Here is a 24,039-nt window from a genome sequence, read left to right on the forward strand (position 1 = left end):
ATGAGCGAGCAAACATCTGCCCATATCCAAGACTTGCCGTCGATGGCGATTCGCCGGCCGGTCCTCATTGTTGTACTCAACCTACTCATTATCATTGCCGGCATTGCCGCTATTGCAGGCGTTGAAGTGCGTGAGCTACCCGATGTCGACCGCCCCCGTATTACTGTGTCAGCGTCTTTTCCTGGTGGCTCTCCGGAAACGGTCGATACGGAAGTGACGAGCAAGCTTGAGGGCGCAGTAGCCCGCGTAAGCGGCGTAAAGTCGATTCGCGCGCAAAGTGAGGAAGGCAGTTCTCGTATCGTGGTCGAGTTTCGCCCAGGTGTGAACCTTGATGATGCCGCCAACGAAACGCGAGAATCGGTGGCACGGGTTCAACGCGAACTCCCAGAAGAGGTCGAGCGTGTCTCAATAATCAAAGCCGATAATGACGCCGAGGCGGTGGTGTCATTGACGGTCAGCAGTGAGGCGTTGTCACTGGAAGCACTAACGGAGCGAGTTGAGACTGACTTAGCACCGCAATTTCTGACCATTCCCGGTGTCGCTGATGTGCGCCTCAATGGCGACCGAGAGCGGGTGCTGCGAGTGCGTATCGACCCGCTTAAACTGAGCAGCTTTAACCTGACTGTCCCCGATGTTGCTGATGCCCTGCGCCAAGCGCCCTTTGATGTGCCGGCGGGGAGTTTAAAATCGAATGATCAGCAATTAATTGTGCGCGCCGATGCCACTTCAGTCACGGCCGAGCAAGTGGGCGATATTATCGTCGGCGATGATACCCGCATTGCCGATATCGCAGCGGTCTATTTTGGCCCGGCCGACCCACGCTCCATGGTGCGCTTAGATGGCCAGCCTGTAATAGGCATGGAAGTGATCCGCCAAGCCCAGTCTAATACCATCGAAATTTCTGATGAAGTGCTATCGCTATTAACTCAAATGCGTGAGCGTTTCCCTGAGATGACATTCACGCTGACCTCGGATGATGCTCAGTTTATCCGCAGCTCAGTGGATGAGGTGTTAAATTCCTTAGTGCTCACCGTCATTTTGGTGGTCATTACCTTATGGGTGTTTATTGGCTCATGGCGTGCCACCTTAGTTCCGGCCTTCGCCATTCCTGTGGCGCTGGTGGGGTCGTTAGCGCTAATTTGGGCACTGGGCTTTTCTATTAATATTTTAACCTTGCTGGCCTTGGTATTAGCGACCGGGTTGATAGTCGATGATGCCATTGTTGTCAGTGAAAATATTCAGCGCCAACGAAGCTTGGGCCTTGGGCGTCGTGCGGCTGCTGTAGTGGGAACGCGCGAGGTGTTCTTTGCGGTGGTGGCAACAACCGCCGTGTTAGCCGCTGTTTTCGTACCTATCGCATTTTTGCCCTCTACGGCAGGAAAATTATTTCGTGAATTTGGTGGTGTATTAGCTGGGGCAGTGATTATATCCAGCTTTGTGGCGTTGTCCTTAGTGCCTGCTTTGACATCGAAACTAAAACTAAAAAGCGGCGGCAAACATGTGTTTGGTAAAGTAGGGCTGGCGCTGGCTAATGTTTACAAGTGGTGTATTCACAAAGTACTTAACCATGCTTGGCTTACGTTAATTGCCTGTGCTTTGGTGGCAGTGGCGTCGGGGGCACTTTATTCGCAATTAGAAAATGAGCTTTTACCGAGTGAAGACAGAGGTAAAATCCGTATTTTTGCTCGTGGACCAGATGGCGTCGGTCTCAATTTTATGGACCGCCAAGCCAAGCAAATGGAAGACATTCTGTTGCCCTACGTCGAAAGTGGCGAAATAGAATCTATCTATACCGTGGTTGGGCAGTGGGATCCGAATATTGCTTTTATCACTGTGCCATTAAAGCATTGGGATGAGCGTCATTTTAGCCAACAGGAAATTATTAACAAAATTCGCGGGCCATTAGGCGATATACCCGGCGCACCTGCGCGCGCATTTGGTTCTAATAGTTTGAATTTGCGCGGTCAAGGGGGTGGGGTTGAGCTGGCATTATTGGGCCAAGATTATGAGCAAATTTTTATTGCTGCCCAACAATTCGCCGCTGAAATAGAAAAGGCTATCCCACAAGTGGCGCCAGTACGCATTTCTTATCAGCCGTCGCAGCCGCAGCTGCGAGTTAATATCGATCGCCGTCGTGCACAAGAGCTGGGTGTTGATCTAAGTGACATTGCCATCACCTTACGCGCAGCCATCAATGGCGACGACGTGGCGGATTTAAATGTCGGTGACCAATCTATCCCGATTATGCTGCAAGCACAAAATCGTACTATCAATTCTCCTAGCGATTTAGCAAACCTGTATGTTGGCGCCAGCAATGGTCAATTGGTGCCGTTGAGCTCCGTTGCTAATATCAGCGAAGAAGGGGTGGCTGCAGAGCTGGAGCGCCATGCGCAGCGCCGCGCCATAGAAATGGATATGGAGTTGCCACCGGAAATGCCAATGGCGCAGCTCGTTGAGCAATTGCGGGATTTATCTCAGCAGCACTTGCCCAGTGGCATCACTTTGGCATTCAAAGGCGAAGCATTGACCTTTGAAGAAACGGCCAATGAAGTACTGATGACCTATGTATTGGCCTTTGTCATAGTGTTACTGGTACTGGCAGCGCAATTCGAAAGTGTTAACAGTGCTGTGGTGGTGATGATCACAGTGCCTTTCGGTATCACGTCGGCGATTTTAGCACTGTATCTAACCGGTACATCGCTGAATATCTATTCGCAGATTGGTTTAGTGATGCTGATTGGCTTGATTGCTAAAAACGCAATCTTGTTGGTGGAATTTGCCGACCAACTGCGTGACCGAGGACACCCTGTGCGAGAGGCGGTTGAGCGTGCTGCGCTAGTGCGTTTACGTCCCATTGCGATGACCTTAGTGTCCACCTTATTGGGGGCCTTACCGCTGATTTTATCCACCGGTGCAGGGGCGGAAGCGCGCAATGCCATCGGTTGGGTGGTCTTCGGCGGTTTGGCGTTAGCGGTGCTGTTTACCTTATTCCTCACTCCGGTGATTTACTTAGGACTGGCGCGTTTCACCTCGCCCCGAGGTGATGAAAGCAAACAACTGGCGCAGGAATTAGAACAAGCGCATTAATAAATAAATGTCCGCACCCGGTGCGGACATTTTTTTTTCAGCAATTTTGTATTAAGCTCAGTATATTAGCACCTTTAAAGGCAGCACTATGCAAGCTGAGCAAATCGAAATTGCACAATTTTTGAGTGCCCATCCACCCTTTGACGATCTCCCCGAAGATGCCCTTAATAACCTTGCTCAACAGGTCGAGGTAGCGTATTTCCGCGCCGGCTCTGACATTCTCAATTATGGCGATGACATTTCCGATTTATACGTGATCCGCAGTGGCTCAGTGGAGTCGTATCGGCGCAATGGGGACTTGTACAACCGTATGGACGAAGGGGGGATCTTTGGCCAAATGGGCTTACTGATGAACCGCAAAGTGCGCTTTCCCGTCAAAGCAATGGAAGACACCCTGGTGTATTGCATTAGTGTTGAGCTATTCAGTGACTATTGCGATAAATTTGAGCCATTTGCGGATTATTTTGAAGCAGATGGCAATGTTCGTTTGCACCAAGCCGTTGTTGAGCAAGCTGATAGTAATGATTTGACTACCGCCAAACTCAAGGTGTTATTACATCGTGATGTGGTTACTGTAAGCACCACTGCCAGTGTCCAGGAGGTTGCGGCTTTGATGACCCAAGAGAGCGTATCCAGTGTGTTGGTCACTGATGCCAACAAGCCTCTTAGCGATGACCCAGAAGAAGATGATGGGCAAGTCGTGGGTATTATTACAGATCGCGATATACGCACTAAGGTTGTGGCGCAGGGGCAGTCTTTAGACATCGCTGCTGAGCAAGTTATGTCGACTAACCTTACGCTGTTAGATGCCAATGACTATGTCTTTGAAGCCGTGTTAGCGATGCTGCGTGATAACTTGCACCATTTGCCGGTATTGCATAAACGTCGGCCAATCGGTGTCATTTCACTTTCTGATATTTTGCGCTATGAGTCGCAAAGTAGCCTATTGTTAGTGCGCGGTATCCTCGCGCAGCAAAGCGTTGAAGACCTCACTCATTACGCTCGGCAATTACCCTCTGTATTTGTGCGTATGGTTAATGAAGATGCCAATTCACATATGATAGGCACTGCGATGGCGGTGATTGGTCGTACGTTTAAACAGCGGCTGTTAGCATTAGCAGAAGAAAAGCTAGGACCTCCTCCTATCCCTTATTGTTTTATCGCGTTAGGTTCAATGGCTCGAGATGAGCAATTGATAGTGACGGACCAAGACAATGCCATTATTCTTGATGACAGCTTTGATGAAGCGCAACATGACGAGTACTTTCAAGCGCTGGCGGACTCCGTCTGTGATGGGCTCGCTGCGTGCGGGTACAGCTATTGCGAGGGTGAAATTATGGCATCGTTTAAAAAATGGCGCCTTACACGCTCGCAGTGGCGAGACACATTTGCCTCGTGGATAGCTGAGCCAAAACCTCAGGCGCTATTGCATTGCTCTATCTTTTTCGACCTCGATGGCGTGTGGGGCAAAACTAAATGGGCCGACGCACTCAAATCCTTTATTGCTAAAGAAGCCAAAGCAAACCGTCGCTTCATTGCTAACATCGCCTCCAATGCGCGAAATAGAACCCCCCCACTGGGGTTCTTTAAAGGGTTCGTACTCGAACATGATGGCGAGCACAAGCGCTCGATTAACCTTAAACGCCGTGGTACAGCGCCGTTGACTGACGTGGTGCGGGTCCATGCCTTAGCGGTCAGCTCGCGTAAGCAAAACTCCTTTGAACGCCTAGAAGATATTATCGAAGCCAAGCTATTGCCTGAGGGCAAGGCACAGGATCTGCGCGATGCACTTGAATACATTGCCATGACCCGTATTCGTCACCAAGCGTGGCAAATAGAGCAAGGCGAAGCACCGGATAACCACCTAGACCCGCATTTGCTGTCGCCTTTCGAGCAACGAAACCTCAAAGAGGCTTTTGCGATTTTAGAAAAAGCACAAAGCTTCTTAAAATTCCGCTATCAAAACGGCGCAGGGTTGAAGTAATGGCTAACAAAGCGTCTTTGCTTGATTGGCCATCACGCTATCAAGCACTAGCGAAGCAATGCCAGTCGCCGCAACTGAGGCAGTTTTATCAAGCTGGTATCCCCGCTGGAGATACCCCTTTAGAACATGTGCCCTTTGCGGCTTTAGATTTTGAAACCACAGGTTTAGATGCTCGCAACGATGATATTGTCAGTATTGGTGTGGTGCCGTTTAGTTGGCATCGCATTTATTGCCAACGGTCGGGGCATTGGTTGGTTAAGCCAAGCCAGCAACTAGCAGAATCGTCCATTGTTATTCATGGTATAACTCATTCTGAAATTGCCAATGCTCCGGATTTAACCGCCGTATTAGAGCCTGTACTTGATGCTCTCGCCGGGCATGTAGCCGTGGTTCATTACCATGCGATTGAGCGGCCGTTTTTCTTTAATGCATTAGAGCGGCGCATAGGTGAGGGGATCGAGTTTGCGTTAATTGATACCATGGATGTTGAGCACCAAGCGCTACTAGCACGTCGTGGCTTATTAGGTCGGCTATTTAAAGATAAGATTGGCTCTTTGCGTTTGGGGGACACTCGGCTGCGCTATAACCTGCCGGCCTATCAGGGTCATAATGCATTGACAGATGCTCTTGCGACCGCCGAATTACTGCAAGCGCAGTTGCGTTATCATTATCGTCCTGACACACCGCTGTCGCAGTTATGGAAGTGACACCCTAGATATAAAAAACGCCGCAATATTGCGGCGTTTTACTTAGGTTAAGGTTAACTACTTACCAGGGCGGGGCTCGGTGCGCAGGCCTAAAATTAAGCTTACACACATTAGCAGTAGCACAATGGTAAAGGGCAAACCAGTCGATACTGCTCCAGCTTGCAGCGCCTCTATGGCCTCTGTACCACCAATCCATAGCAGTGCAGCGGCAATGGCACCCTCCACGGTTGCCCAAAATATACGCTGAGGAACAGGCGCATCTACTTTACCGCCGGCGGTAATCGAGTCGATAACCAATGAGCCAGAGTCAGATGAGGTGATGAAAAATACCAATACTAAAACAATGGCGATAAAAGAAAGGACACTTGCCATAGGCAGTTGTTCAAACATCTGGAACATCGCCAGGGGAACTTCAGTCAAGCCTTTTTCACCTAAGGTACCAACCCCATCAATAACTTGTTCAATAGCAATACCACCGTAGATAGACATCCACAATACGGTGACGAGCGTGGGGATCAGCAGTACCGCTGTTAAGAACTCACGAATTGTACGGCCTTCGGATACACGTGCGATGAACATACCAACAAACGGTGACCAAGAAATCCACCATGCCCAATAGAACACAGTCCAACCATGCATCCAAGCTTCGTCTTCACGACCGTGCGGATTACTAAGTGGAATAATGTTTTCAACATACCCCATAATGGTATTAGGCACATTGCCCATTGCTGCGGCAAAACCCACCAAACCAACGAACACCAGTAATGCAAAGGCGATGGCCATATTGACGTTACTGAGCAGTTTTACACCGCCATCAATACCGCGTACCACAGAGGCGATAGCCAAAAAGGTCACGCCCGCGATAACGGCCACTTGCATGCCAATATCGCCGTCGCTGCCAAACACATGGTTAATCCCTGCTGAGGCTTGTTGAGCGCCTAAACCTAGAGAGGTAGCAAGACCGAATAAAGTCGCAAGAACAGCTAAAATATCAATGATGTGACCAGGCCAGCCCCAAGCGCGATCGCCCAGTAACGGGTAGAAAATAGAGCGAATAGAGAGGGGTAAGCCTTTGTTGTAAGCGAAAAAAGCTAAAGATAACGCGACAACTGCATAGATAGCCCAAGGGTGTAAACCCCAATGGAACATGGTTGCCCCCATAGCGACCTTAGCTGCTTCGGGTGTGTTTGCTTCAACACCAAGGGGAGTTTCATACCAGCCTGTGAAATACGCAACCGGCTCTGCAACGCCCCAAAACATCAAACCAATCCCCATGCCGGCTGCAAATAACATCGCTAACCATGAAATACGTGAGTGAGTTGGTCTGGCGCTTTCACCACCTAAGCGGATATTTCCGTAAGGAGAGACGATTAAAGCCAAACAGAAGATGACAAAAATGTTTGCAGCCCACATAAATAAGGCGTCAAAATTGTTGATAATATCTAACTTGATACCATCTAGCGCCCCTTTGGCGGTGGCCGGGTCGGTCACTAAAACGGCGATTAAAAACACCAAAATGAGGCCAGCACTGACGCCAAAAACAGGGTTATGGACATCAAATCCCCATTTTTGCACGTTGTCCTGGCCGACGGTGTAGTCGGTATTTTCTATACTATACTTATCATGATGTTCACTCATGCATACCTCTAGTTATTGTCATAATGCCCTTAGAGCTTAGACCTATGTGAGTTACCCTGCGTGCCAGCGCACAAAAAAGGTGGTTTGTAGACTAACTAAAATAGGCCCCATATCACTTACACTAGTTTAGAAGCAAAAATGTAAATGTAAATCACCAATTGTCTAACAGCTTGAATCTTATACATTACGGGAGTGTTTCAAGGGGCGATCAAAAAAGCGCCCGAAGGCGCTTATGAGTAAAAATAATTTCACTGCAAATTATCGAACGATATCCATTTCAGCAAGTAGGTTATCGGCATTATCCACATGCTCCATGACCCACAGCATATAGCGAGTGTCTACATGAATGGAGCGGTTGAGGTTAGGATCATAGTCCCAATCACCGATAATACTCTCACTTACGCCGTCAAACAGCAGGCCGACTAATTCAGCTTTACCATTTAATGTCGGTGAGCCTGAGTTACCACCTGTGGTATCAACGGTGCTTAAAAAGTTGACCGGCACTGAGCCAAGCGACGACATTTGGTATTCACCATATTGTTTGTCGGCAATTAGCTGCATTTGCTTCTTCGGTGCGTCAAAAGGCGCCTCGCCAGTGTACTTTTGTGCGATGCCCTCTAAGGTTGTAAACGGCGTATAGGTCAGCGCGTCTTTAGGTGAGTAGCCTTTCACTGTGCCATAAGTCACGCGTAAGGTGCTATTGGCATCGGCATAGACGGGTAACCCTTGCTCTTGGTAAAAGGCAATAATGGCCGCCATATATTGCGGACGTACTTTAGCCAGTTCACCGCTGAGCGCCTTTTTCGCCTTTTCTCGGCTGCGCATATCATCATAAGTGGCTACAGCGATTGCCAAAAACGGATCGTCGCTTTGTTTGAACTCTGATACTGATTTGTTCATCCAATCGATACGAGCTTGCTGTTCGTTAAGCCCGGTCTTGGCATACCAGGAGTCGATGCGCTGGCGCATGGCCTCGCTATCATAACCCTTATCAATTCCTAAGGCTTTATCTAAAGATGCAATACGCTGCGCTTGCGGCAGTTGTGCATAAAGGTCGATAAAGTGGGCGAGGATGGCGCTATCCACAGTGTCGTCGTAACGACGAGATAGGCTGGTCATGCGCGCTTCAAAACGAGCTTGATCGCGCTGTTGGTAGCCAGGCTCACGCTCAGCATCAGGCAATTGCTTCTCATTGGCTAGGCGGTATAAACGCTGCGCACTAGAGAGCATAGCACTGCGGCCCATGTAGCCTAAAATCAAGTCCAGCTCACTGGTTGCCTGCGATTGCTTTACCAGCTCATTGAGCTGGGTAAGGGTATCGCCGTAGCGCGATTGACGCGCGCTGTCCGCCTTGATCCAAGTCGCAAGTTTTTGCGCCAAAGCATCTTTGCGTGTTTGCATATCAGTGTTTTGATAGGAGTCAATCATGCCACCATAGTTTTTCGCATAATTAGCCAGTCCAGCCAAAGTACTCTCGTAGGCTATACGTGCTTGTGAGCCTTCCGGAGCCTGCGCCTTTATGATATCAATGCTTTGTTCACGATAGGCTTTAGCAGTAGGGTACACATGGGTAAATTGGTGTGCCACTTCGGAGGCTGTGCGGTAACGATTGGTGCGCCCCGGGTAGCCGGTAACCATCACAAAATCACCCTCTTTAACGCCTTTGGCACTGACTTTCAGGTAAGAATCTGGAGTGAACGGCACATTATCTTCACTGTACTCAGCAGGTTGACCATCTTTACTGACGTAGGCACGGTAAAAAGAATAGTCGCCGGTGTGACGTGGCCACATCCAGTTATCAATATCACCGCCATATTTACCGATGCCCATGGCTGGGTTATAAACCAAACGCACATCTTTAATTTCCAGTGCTTTAATCAGGTAATATTCCAATCCACCATGGAAGGTATAGACGTTACAGCGGTAACCGATGTCTTTTTCACATTCAGCCACCAGCGATTTTTCTGCTTTTTCGATGGCTTTGTAGCGAGTATTACCATCCATATCATCGTTTAACTGGGCGTTCACCTTGTCAGTGACATTAGTAACTTGCTCGGTTACATACACTCGAGAGCCTGGGGCGGCAGGTAATTCCTGTTCAGGCTTTTTCGCTAAAAAGCCGTTTTCCAGAATATTATTATCGGCACTGGAATTATATTGAATGGAGCCGTACGCGCAGTGATGGTTGGTGACGACTAAACCTTTAGGCGACACAAATGAGGCTGTACAACCCCCTAAGCTGATGACCGCATTCATCGGGAATTCGGTGAGCTTAGAGATGTTCTTAGGGTCTATTTCTAACCCTTTTTGCTTTAATACAGATTCCAATTCCGGAAGCTGGTGAGGTTGCCACATACCTTCGTCTGCCAGTGCCGGTGAGGCAGCAACAGCGAGGGCGAGGGCGCTAAGAGAGCGAAAACGCATAATCAAGAGTTCCTAGTTGTTATTTTAGTGCCACAAAAGTGTCTCTTAGCTGCCACCTCGGTGCAACTTTTTGCTGCTAAGTTCATATCTGATGTGTAAATAATCGATTACAAACAAGGGAATGGAAAATTACTGAGGCTCGTCTAGGCTTTAGGAACCAAGCTCAAACACAACAACAATAATTTAAGGTGTGCGTGTCGTGACCAAAACAACCCATGCGTTGATAGAGCAGTACCGCCAGTGTCGTGAGAACAGCGAAGCCTTGGTGGCAAACCTCAGTGCTGAAGATTGTCAAATTCAAGCAATGGCTGACGTCAGCCCAATGAAATGGCATTTGGCACACACCAGCTGGTTCTTTGAGACATTTTTACTTGCGCCAAAAAAGGTTATTTCTGAGCCTTTCCATCCTGATTTCAAGGTGCTGTTCAATTCCTATTATCAAGGTATCGGTGAGCAGTTCTCACGCCCTCAACGGGGCGTATTATCTCGTCCTTCATTGCGCCAAGTGATGGATTATCGCCACTGGGTTGATAACCACGTTGTTGCTGCCCTTGAGCATGATAGCGGTGGATGCGCAGAGTGGGTCAACTTAGGGATTGCGCATGAACAGCAGCACCAAGAGTTAATGCGCATGGATATGCTTTATAACTTCAGTGTTAATCCGCTGTACCCGACTTTAGACGAGCACTTAGTGTGCCCCTCGAACGAGCAACCCAGGCAGTGGCTGGACTTTGCTAACACAGATGCGCAAATAGGGGCGCAAGCAGGCTTTAGTTTTGACAATGAGCGGCCCCGTCACCGCGTCCATATTAATGAGTTTTCCATCGCATCACATCTTGTCACCAACGCAGACTATCTGGCCTTTATCGACGCACAAGGCTATCAGCGCAGTGAGTTTTGGCACAGTGATGGCTTTAGTTGGCTACAACGCCAGCAGATAAAAGCGCCGCTGTATTGGCGCTACCAGAATAACAATTGGTATGAATTCACCCCCCAAGGATTAATCCCGCTTGCGATGAATGCACCAGTGCGTCACATCAGCTTTTATGAAGCCAGTGCCTTCGCCCAATTTAAAGGTGCGCGGTTGCCAAGTGAGTTTGAGTGGGAGTGGGCCATGGAGCAAGCTCAAGCAGGTCATTGTGATATCGCACAAATCGATGACTGCGCTTGGCAGTGGACTTTAAGTAGCTATCAGCCATACCCTGGGTTTCGGCCATTTGCGGGCGATGCCGGGGAATATAACGGAAAGTTTATGGTGAATCAGCAGGTGCTCAGAGGTGGGTCGTATTTCACCCCCAAGCAGCATACGCGATTAACGTATCGCAACTTTTTTTACCCCCATCAACGGTGGATGTGTAGTGGCATTCGCCTCGCCAAGGACAGAATCTATGAGTAACCATGCATTGCCATTCACCTGCCGTCAGAGCTTTTTGGATGACGTTATTGATGGCCTATCGCGAAGTCAAAAAACGCTGCCATGCAAATACCTGTACGACGACTTTGGCGCGCAATTGTTTGAGCAGATCACGGCGCTGCAAGAGTACTATCTTACGCGCACAGAATTGGCCTTGCTGGCACAGTATGCGCAGGACATCGTCGCGCACTTGCCGACACAGGCAACCGTGATCGAACCCGGCTGCGGCTCGGGCCAGAAAGTCGCGTATTTACTGGATAACATGCCTGACGTAAATGGCTTTATACCACTGGAAATTTCCACAGAAATGTTGCTGTATACTCAGCAGCGTTTGCGCCAGCGCTTTGCCCACGTCAACATCCACCCACTGCATGGTGACTTTACCCATGGCCCGACCATCAAGGCGTTAGTGCAACAGCATGGCCTGAATGGCAGCAATAATGTGGTGTTTTTCCCAGGCTCAACCTTAGGCAACTTTTCCCCCATCCATGCAATTGAAGTGCTGCATAATTTACGTACGCTGTGTGGTCACAATGGCCGTGTGCTCATTGGTATTGATTTAATTAAAGCGACACCACGATTATTGGCCGCCTATGATGATAAAGAAGGGGTGACCGCTGCGTTTAATCGTAATCTACTGACGCGTATTGCGCGCGAGCTAGGCGCACATCTGTGCTTAGAGCACTTTCGCCATGAGGCCCGCTTCAACAGTGAACAACACCGCGTTGAAATGCACTTGGTGGCGAATCAAGACACCTGCATCAGTGTGCGAGATCAGCGTTTTACGCTTCGTGCAGGAGAGTCCATTCATACCGAAAATTCGCACAAGTACACGTTAGCGAGCTTTAGTTCCTTGATTGGCAATGCCGGATTGACCCTGGTAGATAGTTGGTGCGATTCGCAAGGGGATTTTGCGCTGTGCTTAGTGAAGCCGCAGCGCTAACACCTTGGCAAAAATACGCACATATTGACCCGATAACTTATAGTTTAGGCGACTCGAACCCTGGTGGATGACTGCGCTATTAAGACCATAATGACGGTGCAACCAGGGCGCTATCACAGCGAGGGCAGATGCGGTTGCCAAGTCCTCCGGGTTACCGAATTGCGGCGCAAAGTAGCGACATTGCCAATGTCGTTGAACGTGACTTGGCTTATTGATGACGATCAGCGCGTTGCGGCGCGTAGCAAGGTGCTCTAAATCCACTTCAAGGAAGCGAAGATCGTCGCTATCGCATTGCATGAAATCATAGCCAAAAGGTTCGCTGCCAGTGAAGCTCAAAGGCAGGTTTACGATTTTTGATAAGCTGTTATCATTGCAAGGGCTTGCTTCGAGCGCGTCAAAGGTTAACATCGCTTGAGAGTTGACAGCGAGTCCGCCGCTAAGAGGCTCTGTTTTGGAGCACATTGATTTGCCATTGGCGCTGCACGCAATGTGAGCGAGAGTGCCGTGACCGCAGCGGCGCACAGCATGGCCATTTTGCCACCATTGGATCACTTGTGAACGAGCGTGGTTAGTCACAAAGGTGCACATCACAGGCGCTAAGCGCATTGAAATATGACGGCAGTGATGGGCTTGTAAGCGTGGCCCATCAAACACCCAACTGGGGTTGGCCCCCCGGCCCGATAGCTGACTGAATACCTTGGCAAAGTAAAGCGCGCTGCAGCCAAAGCGTTTACTCAAGCGCAGCGCAAGCTTTGATTTTGCCGGATAGAGCCTATGCTTTGGGCGTTGCATAGGCCGCTTGGTGAGTGTTGGCTGCTCGACCTGACGGGTCAGCGTTATCGGCAAAAGATGCATCCCAAGCTAAAGCCTCAGGGGTTGAACAAGCCACGGATTTGCCATGAGGCACACACCGGGTTGGCGCTTCTCCTGGGAAGTGTTGACTGAAAATACTGCGATAGAAATACGCCTCTTTGGTTTGTGGCGTGTTTAGTGGGAAACGATAGTGGGCATTGGCCATATCAATATCACTGACCTGGGTATCGACATAGTCCTTGAGTGAGTCTATCCAGCTATAGCCAACGCCGTCGGAGAACTGCTCTTTTTGTCGCCACAGCACATCGTCCGGTAAGTAGCCTTCAAAGGCTTGGCGAATAATGTGTTTTTCTATTTTCCCGTCTTTACACATTTTCGCCTCAGGGTTAATGCGCATGGCAGTATCGACAAATTCTTTGTCCAAAAACGGCACTCTGGCTTCCACCCCCCATGCTGCCATTGATTTATTCGCTCGCAGGCAGTCGAACATATGCAATTTAGAGACTTTACGATTAAGTTCTTCATGGAACTCTTGCGCATTGGGGGCTTTATGAAAATACAAATAACCACCAAATAGCTCATCGGCGCCTTCTCCGGAGAGCACCATTTTTATGCCCATGGCTTTAATTTGTCTAGCCATTAGGTACATGGGCGTGGACGCGCGTACTGTGGTGACATCATAGGTCTCTAAGTGATAGATCACTTCTTTTAAGGCATCAATGCCTTGTTGCACGGTAAAGTGAATGGGGTGATGAATAGTGCCTATTTGTTTGGCAACTTGCTCTGCGGCAGCTAAGTCGGGCGACCCTTCTAGACCAATAGAGAATGAATGTAGGCGAGGCCACCATGCATCACTGGCGTCATTGTCTTCTATGCGTTTACTGGCAAATTTTTGTGTGATTGCCGAGATCACCGACGAATCGAGCCCGCCAGATAGCAATACGCCATAGGGAACGTCACACATTAACTGGCGCTTTACCGCTGCTTCCAAACCTTCACGTACGGCTTTGGCTTCTGCGGGGTTATTCTTGACGTTGTCAAAGTGCTGCCAATCGCGTTGATAGTAAGGGCGATACTCTCCTATATCACTGTCAAGGTAGTGGCCCGGAGGGAATTCTTCAATATGGTTGCAAATAGGTGAGAGTGCTTTAAGCTCACTGGCAACATAAAAATTGCCTTGCTCATCGCGACCTGTGTAAAGGGGCACGATACCGATATGATCGCGGCCAATCAGGTATTTATTTTTGCGCTCATCATACAAACAAAAGGCAAAGATACCGTTTAAGTCATCTAAAAAGTCACTGCCTTGTTGTTCGTACAAGGCTAAGATCACCTCGCAATCGCTTTGCGTTTGAAAGTCAAAATCGATTGTTAGCGTCTCAGCGAGCTGTTGGTGGTTATAAATTTCGCCGTTGACTGCCAAAACATGACTTCGATCGGCGTTATACAAAGGTTGAGCACCGCTTTGAACACCGACGATAGCCAGTCGTTCATGCACCAAAATGGCATTATCGCTACTGTAAACACCAGACCAATCGGGGCCCCGATGACGTAATAGCTTGGACATATCTATGGCTTGCTCGCGCAGCTTTTGTGCGCCAGATTTTATATCCAGCACGGCAAAGATTGAACACATGGTTTTTCCTCATTCCTGTTACTTCACCTTTGTTGTATCAGAAAAAATTTGCCAAGTCACACCGCAATTTACCTCTTTAATGCAAATTTAATGCACTGAAATAAGTCATAAAAAAGCTGTTATGCACCATAATAGGTCGGAGTAAGTTTGTTGCGGGGAAAAAGCAACAGCTTTAGCACGTTTTCGGTCGATAGGTGTAATTGCGACGCACCAAGGTGGTGCGCCTTAGATAGAGTGAGGGGTGCACTTTGTCGAAAACCAAAGCGCGATACCTTAGTGAGCGTGTTGGCGCCCCCGCATGGCAATCTCAAGGCGGTTAAGTTCATGCTGGTGGGTTGCATTGATCGCCTCTGCTTGTGCTAGGCTCACGGCCTCGAACTGCAACTCGCCGCCGGCGCGAGCCTGCCCTAAGCGGGGCAAGTCTGCACTGATCACGTGACCGAGAATAGGGTAGCCGCCCGTTGTCTGACAATCATTGAGCAACACAATGGGCTCGCCATTGCCAGGTAATTGGATGGTACCGGGGCTCACCGCCGTGCTGGCGATCCCGAGGTAGTGGCTTAGGCGCTCATGCTGTGGCCAATGCAGCCGCAATCCCATGCGGTTACTTTGCGGTGCAACTTGCCATTGGCCTTCAATAAAAGCGCTTTTGATTGATGCGGTTAAACCATGATCGCGTTGTTCCGGGATAAAATGAATAGGCCCTTGGCGGGTCGGTAAGCGTGCCCCAAAACCCTGCGGGTGAAAGTTGCTAGAGTGGATAGCTATTCGCTCACCCGCACTGAGTGCACGACCGTGATTGGCGCCCAAACCGGCCATGATATCGGTGCTGTAGCTACCCAGTTCTGCCGTGGCGGCAATGCCTCCGGCAAAGGCAAGGTAACAGCGCAGGTTCAGTGCGCTGGAAGCGAAAGTCAGTATGTCACCAGGCTGGGCTTGATAACTCCAACCTGGGTCAACTCGAGCACCATTGAGATTAGCACTCATGTCGGCGCCACTGAGTGAAAAGCACTGGCTACTACAAAATTTTAGCTGTGCCATGCCTAAGGTCACCTCAAGCGCTGGCGTATTATCTGGGTTGCCCACCAATCGGTTGGCAATACGCAGGGCGTCACTGTCGGCAGCGCCGGCTTGCGATACACCCAAATGGCGATAATTGAATCGCCCCAAATCCTGAATACTTAACTGTGGGCCGCTTTTTATCACTTCAATCATGGTTTACCTCCACAAAGCGAATAGTATCACCGGGTGCAAATAAAGCAGGGGGGGTGTTATGTTTGTCGAATAAACACAGATCAGTGTAGCCAATCAGGTTCCATCCCCCCGGGGATTGAGCAGGATAAATGGCGGTTTTATCGTGAGCGATGGCGACGGTGCCTTTTTTCACCTCAGTACGGGGCGTGTCTAGGCGCGGTAAATGTAGCGCTTTGGGGAGCCCACTGATATAAGCGAAGCCGGGTTGAAAACCAAGAAAGTCGACCTCGTACAAGGCGCTACTGTGCAGCTCTATGACTTCCTTAACACTCATCTTGCTGGCCTCAGCTACGGCTTCTAAATCAATTCCGTATTCGCCCCCATAGCGCACGGGGATGTCGTGGTGTGCGTGACTGAGCGTCGTTTCGTCAAGCTGATGCCACGCTGTGAGTAATTGCTGTTGCAACTGCACAATATCAGTGCCGTGAGCGCAATACAGAGTCAAACATTGATGGGCGCTGACCACATCAATACAACCGCCTTGATTTATATACGTGTTGGCCAAGTGATTGACCATGCGCTGCTTGTGTTGATGCTCAATGCTGTCTATGGCACTGCAATCGAGTACCAAGGTATGGGTATCAATATGATAAAAGCGCGGATCAGGTCTCGCTGTGGCCATAAACTCCTCACTGAGTTGTTGTTATTGTGCTAGCAAATTAGCATAAATGCGGATAATTAAGTACCGCGTGCGATAAAGTTAAACCCGTGGCAACATCAAAGCACTGATAGCTCCTGCAATGCCGAGAATGCTGTAAATTAAAATGAGTTCAGCATTGTTGAGCCAGTGGCTTAACAAGCCCAAACTGCCAAACGCCAATAAACAGACCCCTATAACCGTGTTGCTTACCGCCACATAATCTGTACGTTTATTGCCCTCTGCCATATCAACCACGTAGGTTTTGCGTCCTAAACGCACGCCTTGGTGGGCAATAGTTAATACCAGATACATTGCTGGCAAAAAGGCAATATGACTCAACAAACCAGGGTAATAGGTCGCGACCAGATAAACGGCAAAACCATTGATGCTCACTAAGGTGGCACCTAAGACGAGCACATGCTTACTGGATAAATCACTGAGACGCCCCCAAATCGGTGCTGAGATTAAGCTGGCGACGCCGGAAATTCCCATAAATAATGCCAGTAATGAAAAGTCGAACTGCTGCTCACTGGCCAACACAATATAGAAAGGGGCGCTTAACGCCGAACACAATAGCAATGCTCGGGTTAGCACAAAGTGCGCAAATTGTTTATCAGTCTTAAGTAAAGAGAGCTTGCCCAGCGCATGGCGAAGGCCATTTCGACCTCCTTCTGTAGCGCCGCTGTATTCCCGAATACGACCATAGGTGAGGGCGGCCATTAGCCATACAAGGGCACCACAGGTTAAGGCAATGAGTACCGCTGATTTATCCCCTTGTTGTTGATAAAACCATAAACCAAGGCCAAAGGTAATGGTCGCAAGCCCAGCTGCACTTGCCGCAAAACCCGATAAACTGCCCCGTTGCTGCTTGGGGATGACCTTGCCCAGTACATCTTTCGCAGCGACGGAATTAAACCCGCGCGCTAAGGAAAACACCACCAGCAAAGCGATGATAGCAAGCCCCGCTGTGGTGCCTTGCAAGGTTAACCCCACTGCGACCATGGCAAATATACAAAGACTTTGCACTATGGCACCGAGCACCCACACCCACTTGCGCACCGCTAAAGTACGAATAAAGTCGGCAATTGCTAGCTGCGGTAATAACGAGCCAGACTCGCGAATAGGCACCAGCCACGCGATCAGTGCACTGGAGACCTGCAAACTTTGCATCAACCACGGTAGGGTGACTTTAGGGTTGAGCAGCGCATCAGCAAACTTGCTGAGAATTTGCGCCAGTAGCAAGGTCAAGTAATTGCCGGGCACCACTTTGCAGGCATTTTCGTCGATGGCTTTACAAGCGCGTGCATCTTCGACGTTGGCGAGGCGTTCATATATGGCTTCTTTGGTCAGTTTGTTTTTCATGCGTGTACTCAATGAATAAATTTATTGGTGTGAACGGTCAACTAAAAGACACGCTACTGCGTAAAGCAATAGCATAGGTCTGGCGGTACCGTTGTATTCACTCTACGTACTTACAGGGCATCTATGATCATTTAGTTTAATGAGGCCAGCATGTTTAACAAGTTGTTTTTTCTTCTTATTTTTCTCGTGACCAGCTCAGCAGCCATGGGCGCAGACAACAATGACGCGCAAATGAGTGTCGCGAAAGAGCGCGTTGTGCTCGGGGCAGGGTGCTTCTGGGGGGTTGAAAAACGCTTTGAAGCGCTCCCTGGAGTACTCGATGCTCAGTCAGGCTATGCCGATGGGCGTGGTTTCAAACCTACATACAAAAATATCATTGCCGCTAAGCGGCGCTATGATGAGAACAACTATGCTGAGGTGGTTAGGGTGACCTTTAATGCCAATGCCATCTCATTAGAGCGTATTTTACAGTTTTATTTTGAACAACATGACCCCACCCAAGTCAATAGCCAAGGGAACGACCGAGGTACGCAATATCGCTCGACCATACTCACTTACAGCAACGAGCAAACTGAGCTTGCGCAGCGAGTAAAAGCACAATACCAAGCATTATTGAGCGAGGCGGGCTACGGCAAGATAGCTACGCTCATCAAGCCGCTCGATAAGTTCCATATGGCTGAGCGCTATCATCAAGACTACTTGCGTAAGAATCCCAATGGATACTGTCCGGATCACTCCACCGGTGTGGTGTTTAACGCCAAGGAGATAGAGCACCAAGACAACACTCAGCTGCTTGAGGGCAAACACATTGTCGTTTTAGACTCACCAAACTATTGCCCTTATTGTGAAAAGTTTAAACAAGAGGTGTTGGCAAGTTATCAGGGCACGATTGACGTACATTTACGTTACGCTTCGCAGCTTCAAGGCCTTACCATTACTTCCGAGACTTACGCCACCCCCACCATTTTATTTATAGAAAATGGTCAAGAAGTAGCTGCGCACCAAGGTTATATGTCACCTGAGCTATTCTACAAAGCACTCGGCGCCTTTAAACTGGGTGATTCAGAAGCGTACCGGGTGGCATTCGCCAAAGGGACAGACAGCCGATTTTGTAAGCAATATGAGGTGTTCAAAAACACACCGGACGGAGTGTTTGTTGATAAACTATCAGGGGCACCACTGTTCGATACTCGCGACCGCTTCAATTCCGGCACCGGTTGGTTGTCTTTCACTCAGCCGGTGGCAGGGCAAGTGACTCGTCATCAAGACAATAGCTTCGGTATGCAGCGCATCGAGATCCGCTCCAAGTCGTCGGGCATTCATCTAGGTCATGTGTTTCCCAATGAGGGGCCTGATGGCAAGGCGCGCTATTGTATCAACGCGACGGTGTTAGAGTTTTTGCCTCGCAATGAATTTAACGGGCGTTCGTAACAATGTCTCAGCCACTGCTGTCGAACAGCTTTTTGCGCACCAAGGCTCGATACTCACTGGGGCTTTGCCCCAGCTCTTGACGAAATAGTCGATTAAGAAGAGCTTGATTACCAAAGCCTAATTCCATTGCGATGTCGTTAATCGTTAAGTTCGAGCTGGCGAGCAGCTCTTGAGCGCTTTGAATTTTCAGTTTACGCCAATATTGGTTGGGGCTGAGTCCTGCGGCCTGTTTAAAACGCCGGGTGAGGCTACGCTGAGAAATATCAAAGGAGCTTGCAAGTTCTGTAATACTCAGCTCAGCGCTTAAGTTGTTTTTCATCCAAAATTGGATTTGCGCTATTAGCTCATCAGGGTGGCGTTCATTCATCCCTTCTAAATAACGCTGCTGTTCATAGGGCTTACGGACCTCATGTGAGAAGTTACGCTGCACATGTAAAGCACATGCGCGACCGTAAAGGCTTTCTAATAGATGAACAATCACATCTGCGAGCGCGTTAAGGCTGGCAACACTGTATAGCCCTTCGGCTTGGGTGATGAAGTATTCCGGTTTTAGATCAACCTTGGGGTAGTCACGTTTGAACTGCGCAGCATAATGCCAGTGCGTGGTGGCAGGGTGACCATCCAGCAACCCAGCCTCTGCTAAAAAGCAATTGCCAGTACCCACCCCTATCATGGCTGTGTGCTTGCAGTTCATCGCCCGTAATGCCGTTACCAATGCATTTTGTTGGCGCAATACTGGTCTGGGGTTACGCCACAGGCTCGGTAAAATCAATAAATCACAATGCGAAATATCATCATAGTTACGGCCTGGAAAAAACGGCAATCCGCTGTGTGCGGTAACCGGCTCTCGGTTATGGCTAAGCAGCTCAATACTCAGTGCCCGGCAATTTGGCACATGGCGCTTAGCATAGGCGTAGCCAGCCTGAAGCATCTCAAACGGCAAGGTTAAGCTGGTGGCCAGCATATGCGGATACAGGGCAATCATGACGTTGTAAGGGGGCATACAAAGCTCCGACCACTTAAATTTGGCTATTTTTAATAAATATATGGCCATTAAAGCACAAAGACTAGGTGTAGTTCCACTTACACTAGAGACATATAAAGTCTTAACGTCTTAGAGTTATTATGAAAGCATTACCTGTTATTGTCGCTATGGGCGGCATCAATGCCGCTGGCCGTACTTCGTTTAACCAAGGGTTTCGTCGTGTTGTCCTCGATGCTTTAGGGCAGCAACAGCGCCAAGAAACCTTGCTTGGTCTTGCTGCGCTTATGAATTTGGTGAGTAAGCAAGAAGAGCAATTAGTTGATGGCGATGGAAATACCATTACTCTTGACAATGTTGAGAGCCAGCTTGGCGAACAAATTTTATCGGGTACGCTTATACGTCGCATTGAGGCGACGCACTTTGATGTGGATGCGACTCACTGGCAGCAAAAGTTAACTGGCCACAGCGAACAAGCGATCACCTTTACCACGCGAGCACGGCAACTACCTTCGCCAGTGCCCAGTAACTGGCAAATAACTGAGCTAGAAAAAGGTCAAGTTGAAGTACGTATCAACGGCGAATTTACCTTTAAGCACGATAGTTTCCGAGATAACCCGATTAAAGCGGCAGGGCAATTGCCAACGGGCTTTGATCCGTCGGTGTTATATAACAGCCGTTACCAGCCTCGGGGGCTGCAAGCGACAATTTTTGCAGCCAGTGATGCTATCCATTCCAGTGGCCTTGATTGGCAAAAAGTAATGAGTGCTGTAGCGCCGGATCAAATTGGTACTTACAGTGCCTCGGTAGCGGGGCAGGTCAATAGCGAAGGCTTAGGCGGTCTATTTCGTTCTCGTTTACAAGGTGATCGCGTCAGTACTAAGCAGCTAGCGCTTGGTTTAAACACCATGTCGACGGATTTTATCAATGCCTACGTAACCGGCAGTGTCGGCACGACGTTTACCACCTCGGGTGCCTGTGCCACGTTTTTATACAATCTGCGCGCTGCAGTGAATGATATTACCGCTGGGCGTACGCGTGTGGCCATTGTTGCTTCAAGTGAATGTGCCATCGAGCCGGAGATTATTGAAGGCTTCGGGAATATGGGCGCTTTGGCCAACGATGATAATTTGAAAAAGCTTGATAACAGCGATGAAGTTGATTATCGCCGTACTTCCCGCCCGTTCGGAGACAACTGCGGTTTCACCATAGGTGAGGGGGCACAAGTCACCATTCTTATGGATGATGCCCTAGCCTTGGAGCTGGGGGCGCAAATACGTGGCAGTGTGCCAGAGGTATTTGTAAATGCCGATGGGTATAAAAAGTCAATAACTGCGCCAGGGCCGGGTAATTACATCACTATGGCCAAATCTGTGGCCCTAGCCCAAGCCATGGTCGGCGATGAATCTTTAACACAGCGCAGCTTTGTATTGGCCCATGGCTCAAGTACGCCGCAAAATCGCGTCACTGAGTCTGCTATTTACGACCGTATTGCCAGCGCCTATGGTATTGAGCAATGGCCTATCGTAGCCCCGAAAGCCTATGTGGGCCATACCATCGCGCCAGCCAGTGGCGATCAGCTAGCCTTTGCATTGGGGGTGTTTGATACTAACATCATGCCGGGGATCACGACCATCGATAAAGTGGCTGATGATGTGCACGATGACCGCTTACATATCAGTTTGACCCATCGTCACTGTGAGGCGCAGGACGTTGCCTTTATTAACTCGAAGGGCTTTGGTGGTAACAACGCTACTGCGCCCGTGCTAAGCCCCGAATTGACCAAAAAGATGTTGGCTAAACGTCATGGAGAGCAGGCGATGAGCGAACACCACGGGCGCTTGCAAAGTACCCTTGCTCAGCAGCAAATTTACTGGCAACAAGCACAGCAAGGTGAATTCAACATCATCTATCGCTTTGGTGAAGGACTAATCGATGAGGCAGATATTCACTTTGATCAGCAGCAAATGCGCATTCCCGGGTTTACAAACTCGGTGAAACTTAACATTGAGAACCCTTTTGCAGATATGAAATAGCGCAACTATTACTCATTGATTACGGGCTGCTGCCATAACCCTTGAAAATTTGCGCAATATACCAGCAGGTCACCCAGGTGGCCTGCTTTATCACGGTAAAGCAATTGCCCTGGGCGCAGCCTCTAGCTAAAATACGCGTTTGTCTTTATTGCTCGGTGCGTAGTGAAAAACTCCCTAGAACGTAAAGCGCTGGTGGTGTGTGTCGCTATTGCGGCGATCACCGCGTTATGGCCCCAGGGCCTAAAAACGTTAATTCAACCTGCCATTCAAACAGCGATTGCCTACTTAGGTAGTGGCTTCTTTCTGTTTGTAAACGCGCTCCTGCTTGCTTTGTTGATGTTGTGCTTTAGCCCCTTGGCGGGAAGGAAAATGGGTGGGGCTGATGCCCAAAAAGAGTTTTCCACTTTCGGCTGGTTGGCCATGCTGTTTGCCGCCGGCATGGGCTCGGGGTTGGTTTTTTGGGGCGTCGCTGAGCCGGTATTGCACAGTCATCAAATGCCTCTTAAGCACAGCATGTATCCCGAGCCAGTCGCCGCCAGTATGGCGTTAACTATGCTCAATTGGGGCTTTCATGCATGGGCACTTTACGCGGTATTTGGTTTGATGCTCGGCGGTGTCACGCGGGCGATAAAAAACGCCGATGATCTCAGTGCTCCGGTATTACACGCCTTACCGGGCTCTTTAGGAGTGAAGCATAAAGTACGCATCAAACGAGTTATTTATTTTGTTGCCATTATCGCTATCTTTTTTGGCGTGGTGGGCACCATTGCCAATGCCAGTATGTTATTGAAAAATGGCGTCACCATTAAACTTGAGCATTACGGCTTGAGTTTAAACGCACATTGGGTCGGTGCCTTAATGCTGCTCGCGATCACCGCGTTGTATGTTACTTCAGCTCGTTTTGGGCTGCGCCGTGGTATTCAGGTGCTCAGTAAGTTCAATGTCTATCTAGCGTTTATTATGATGGCGTTGGTAATATTGACGGTGCCGCTAACGCCTATTTTGAGCACTTTGTGGAATGGTCTAAAAGAGTACCTGCTGCTGGTGGTTTCAGGTGCATGGCAGTTTGACTCGCAATTAAAAGATGCTGATTGGGCCTCAACCTGGACCTATAATTACTATTTTTGGTGGTTGGCGTGGGGGCCCTTTGTAGGGCTGTTTTTAGCGCGTATATCTCGAGGTCGACCGCTATGGCAATACATTCTCGGTGTGACTATTATCCCAACTATGGTCAGCTTAGTGTGGTTCAGCGTATTAGGGGGCTCAGCACTGGCATTGGATAGCCAGACCCAAGCGGATTTAGCTGCCGTGATCAGCGCCGATTACACTCAAGGTGTGTTTATTTTCTTCTCGCAACTCGGTGGCGTTGGTGAACTATTGGCGTGGCTCAGTTTGTTATTACTCATGGTGTTTGTGGCCACCAGTGCCGATTCTGCGCTGCTGGTGATCCGCCAGCTCTGTGAAAGCGTGCACTCGCGCGCCTCACTTATTTTATGGTCATCAGCGATGGCGGTGATAAGCCTCGCATTGCTGCTTATTGCCGATGAACCGCTTAACCGCAATATTGCGGTGATTGGTGGTATTCCTTTTTTACTGATCTTTATTGTGCAACTTGTGGGGTTTATTCGCGCCTTTACCCAAGAGTTGCTTGACGACTCGCAGCAACACCCTCCCGAGTAATGACACTC

Annotated in this window: 16 protein-coding genes; 8 read left to right on the forward strand and 8 right to left on the reverse strand. The window is 49.2% G+C overall.

Annotated elements, in window-relative coordinates; genetic code table 11:
- From MHM93_RS10715 to MHM93_RS10725, 3 genes are all read left to right on the forward strand, one after another.
- Complete coding sequence (locus MHM93_RS10715) at nucleotides 1-3,087, forward strand: efflux RND transporter permease subunit (RefSeq protein WP_239449136.1); 3,087 nt, start codon at nucleotides 1-3, stop codon at nucleotides 3,085-3,087.
- An 88-nt stretch (nucleotides 3,088-3,175) separates the two neighbouring features.
- Nucleotides 3,176-5,071 (forward strand): DUF294 nucleotidyltransferase-like domain-containing protein, encoded by a 1,896-nt coding sequence (locus MHM93_RS10720; protein WP_239449137.1) that lies wholly within the window; start codon nucleotides 3,176-3,178, stop codon nucleotides 5,069-5,071.
- Nucleotides 5,071-5,778, forward strand: coding sequence for a 3'-5' exonuclease (locus tag MHM93_RS10725; RefSeq protein WP_239449138.1), 708 nt, complete (start codon nucleotides 5,071-5,073; stop codon nucleotides 5,776-5,778). The genes MHM93_RS10720 and MHM93_RS10725 overlap by 1 nt, the downstream gene beginning before the upstream one ends.
- Before the next feature lie 57 nt (nucleotides 5,779-5,835).
- On the opposite strand, the gene MHM93_RS10730 is transcribed toward MHM93_RS10725, so the two are convergent.
- Nucleotides 5,836-7,416: a BCCT family transporter gene (locus tag MHM93_RS10730; RefSeq protein WP_239449139.1), complete on the reverse strand. Its 1,581-nt coding sequence runs from the start codon at nucleotides 7,414-7,416 to the stop codon at nucleotides 5,836-5,838.
- Between the two features lie 258 nt (nucleotides 7,417-7,674).
- Nucleotides 7,675-9,840 (reverse strand): S46 family peptidase, encoded by a 2,166-nt coding sequence (locus MHM93_RS10735; RefSeq protein WP_239449140.1) that lies wholly within the window; start codon nucleotides 9,838-9,840, stop codon nucleotides 7,675-7,677.
- Between the two features lie 199 nt (nucleotides 9,841-10,039).
- Here MHM93_RS10735 and egtB point away from each other — a divergent pair, with 199 nt between their 5' ends.
- Nucleotides 10,040-11,236, forward strand: coding sequence for an ergothioneine biosynthesis protein EgtB (gene egtB / locus MHM93_RS10740; RefSeq protein WP_239449141.1), 1,197 nt, complete (start codon nucleotides 10,040-10,042; stop codon nucleotides 11,234-11,236).
- A complete protein-coding gene (egtD, locus tag MHM93_RS10745) occupies nucleotides 11,229-12,197 on the forward strand; it encodes an L-histidine N(alpha)-methyltransferase (RefSeq protein ID WP_138508411.1) in 969 nt (322 codons plus the stop codon). Before egtB ends, egtD begins: the two co-directional genes overlap by 8 nt.
- Here egtD and MHM93_RS10750 read toward each other — a convergent pair.
- The 5 genes from MHM93_RS10750 to MHM93_RS10770 all read right to left on the reverse strand — a co-directional run bounded on the left by MHM93_RS10750 (nucleotide 12,177) and on the right by MHM93_RS10770 (nucleotide 17,902).
- A complete protein-coding gene (locus MHM93_RS10750; RefSeq protein ID WP_239449142.1) occupies nucleotides 12,177-12,989 on the reverse strand; it encodes a PhzF family phenazine biosynthesis protein in 813 nt (270 codons plus the stop codon). The two genes, egtD and MHM93_RS10750, sit on opposite strands and share 21 nt — an antisense overlap.
- Nucleotides 12,970-14,646, reverse strand: a complete 1,677-nt coding sequence (gene asnB, locus MHM93_RS10755) for an asparagine synthase B (RefSeq protein ID WP_138508413.1) — start codon at nucleotides 14,644-14,646, stop codon at nucleotides 12,970-12,972. Before asnB ends, MHM93_RS10750 begins: the two co-directional genes overlap by 20 nt.
- A gap of 273 nt (nucleotides 14,647-14,919) precedes the next feature.
- Complete coding sequence (locus MHM93_RS10760; protein ID WP_239449143.1) at nucleotides 14,920-15,861, reverse strand: biotin-dependent carboxyltransferase family protein; 942 nt, start codon at nucleotides 15,859-15,861, stop codon at nucleotides 14,920-14,922.
- Nucleotides 15,854-16,522, reverse strand: a complete 669-nt coding sequence (gene pxpB, locus MHM93_RS10765; protein ID WP_138508415.1) for a 5-oxoprolinase subunit PxpB — start codon at nucleotides 16,520-16,522, stop codon at nucleotides 15,854-15,856. The genes MHM93_RS10760 and pxpB overlap by 8 nt, the downstream gene beginning before the upstream one ends.
- A gap of 78 nt (nucleotides 16,523-16,600) precedes the next feature.
- Nucleotides 16,601-17,902 carry an MFS transporter gene (locus MHM93_RS10770; protein ID WP_239449144.1) on the reverse strand — a complete coding sequence of 434 codons (1,302 nt, stop codon included), beginning with the start codon at nucleotides 17,900-17,902 and terminating at the stop codon, nucleotides 16,601-16,603.
- Between the two features lie 204 nt (nucleotides 17,903-18,106).
- Between MHM93_RS10770 and msrA the strand changes: the two genes are divergently transcribed.
- Nucleotides 18,107-19,333 (forward strand): peptide-methionine (S)-S-oxide reductase MsrA, encoded by a 1,227-nt coding sequence (gene msrA / locus MHM93_RS10775; RefSeq protein ID WP_239449162.1) that lies wholly within the window; start codon nucleotides 18,107-18,109, stop codon nucleotides 19,331-19,333.
- Nucleotides 19,334-19,340: 7 nt separating this feature from the next.
- Here the strand turns inward: msrA and MHM93_RS10780 are convergent, their stop codons facing one another.
- Complete coding sequence (locus MHM93_RS10780) at nucleotides 19,341-20,336, reverse strand: helix-turn-helix domain-containing protein (RefSeq protein ID WP_239449145.1); 996 nt, start codon at nucleotides 20,334-20,336, stop codon at nucleotides 19,341-19,343.
- A gap of 122 nt (nucleotides 20,337-20,458) precedes the next feature.
- On the opposite strand from MHM93_RS10780, the gene MHM93_RS10785 reads away from it, so the two are divergent.
- Entirely contained in the window at nucleotides 20,459-22,351 is a 1,893-nt protein-coding gene (locus MHM93_RS10785; RefSeq protein WP_239449146.1) for a beta-ketoacyl synthase, read from the forward strand.
- 162 nt (nucleotides 22,352-22,513) lie between these two features.
- Entirely contained in the window at nucleotides 22,514-24,031 is a 1,518-nt protein-coding gene (locus MHM93_RS10790) for a BCCT family transporter (protein ID WP_239383957.1), read from the forward strand.
- Nucleotides 24,032-24,039: the final 8 nt, after the last annotated feature.

The organism is Pseudoalteromonas sp. MM17-2 (assembly GCF_022347945.1).
GTDB classification, from domain to species: domain Bacteria; phylum Pseudomonadota; class Gammaproteobacteria; order Enterobacterales; family Alteromonadaceae; genus Pseudoalteromonas; species Pseudoalteromonas ruthenica.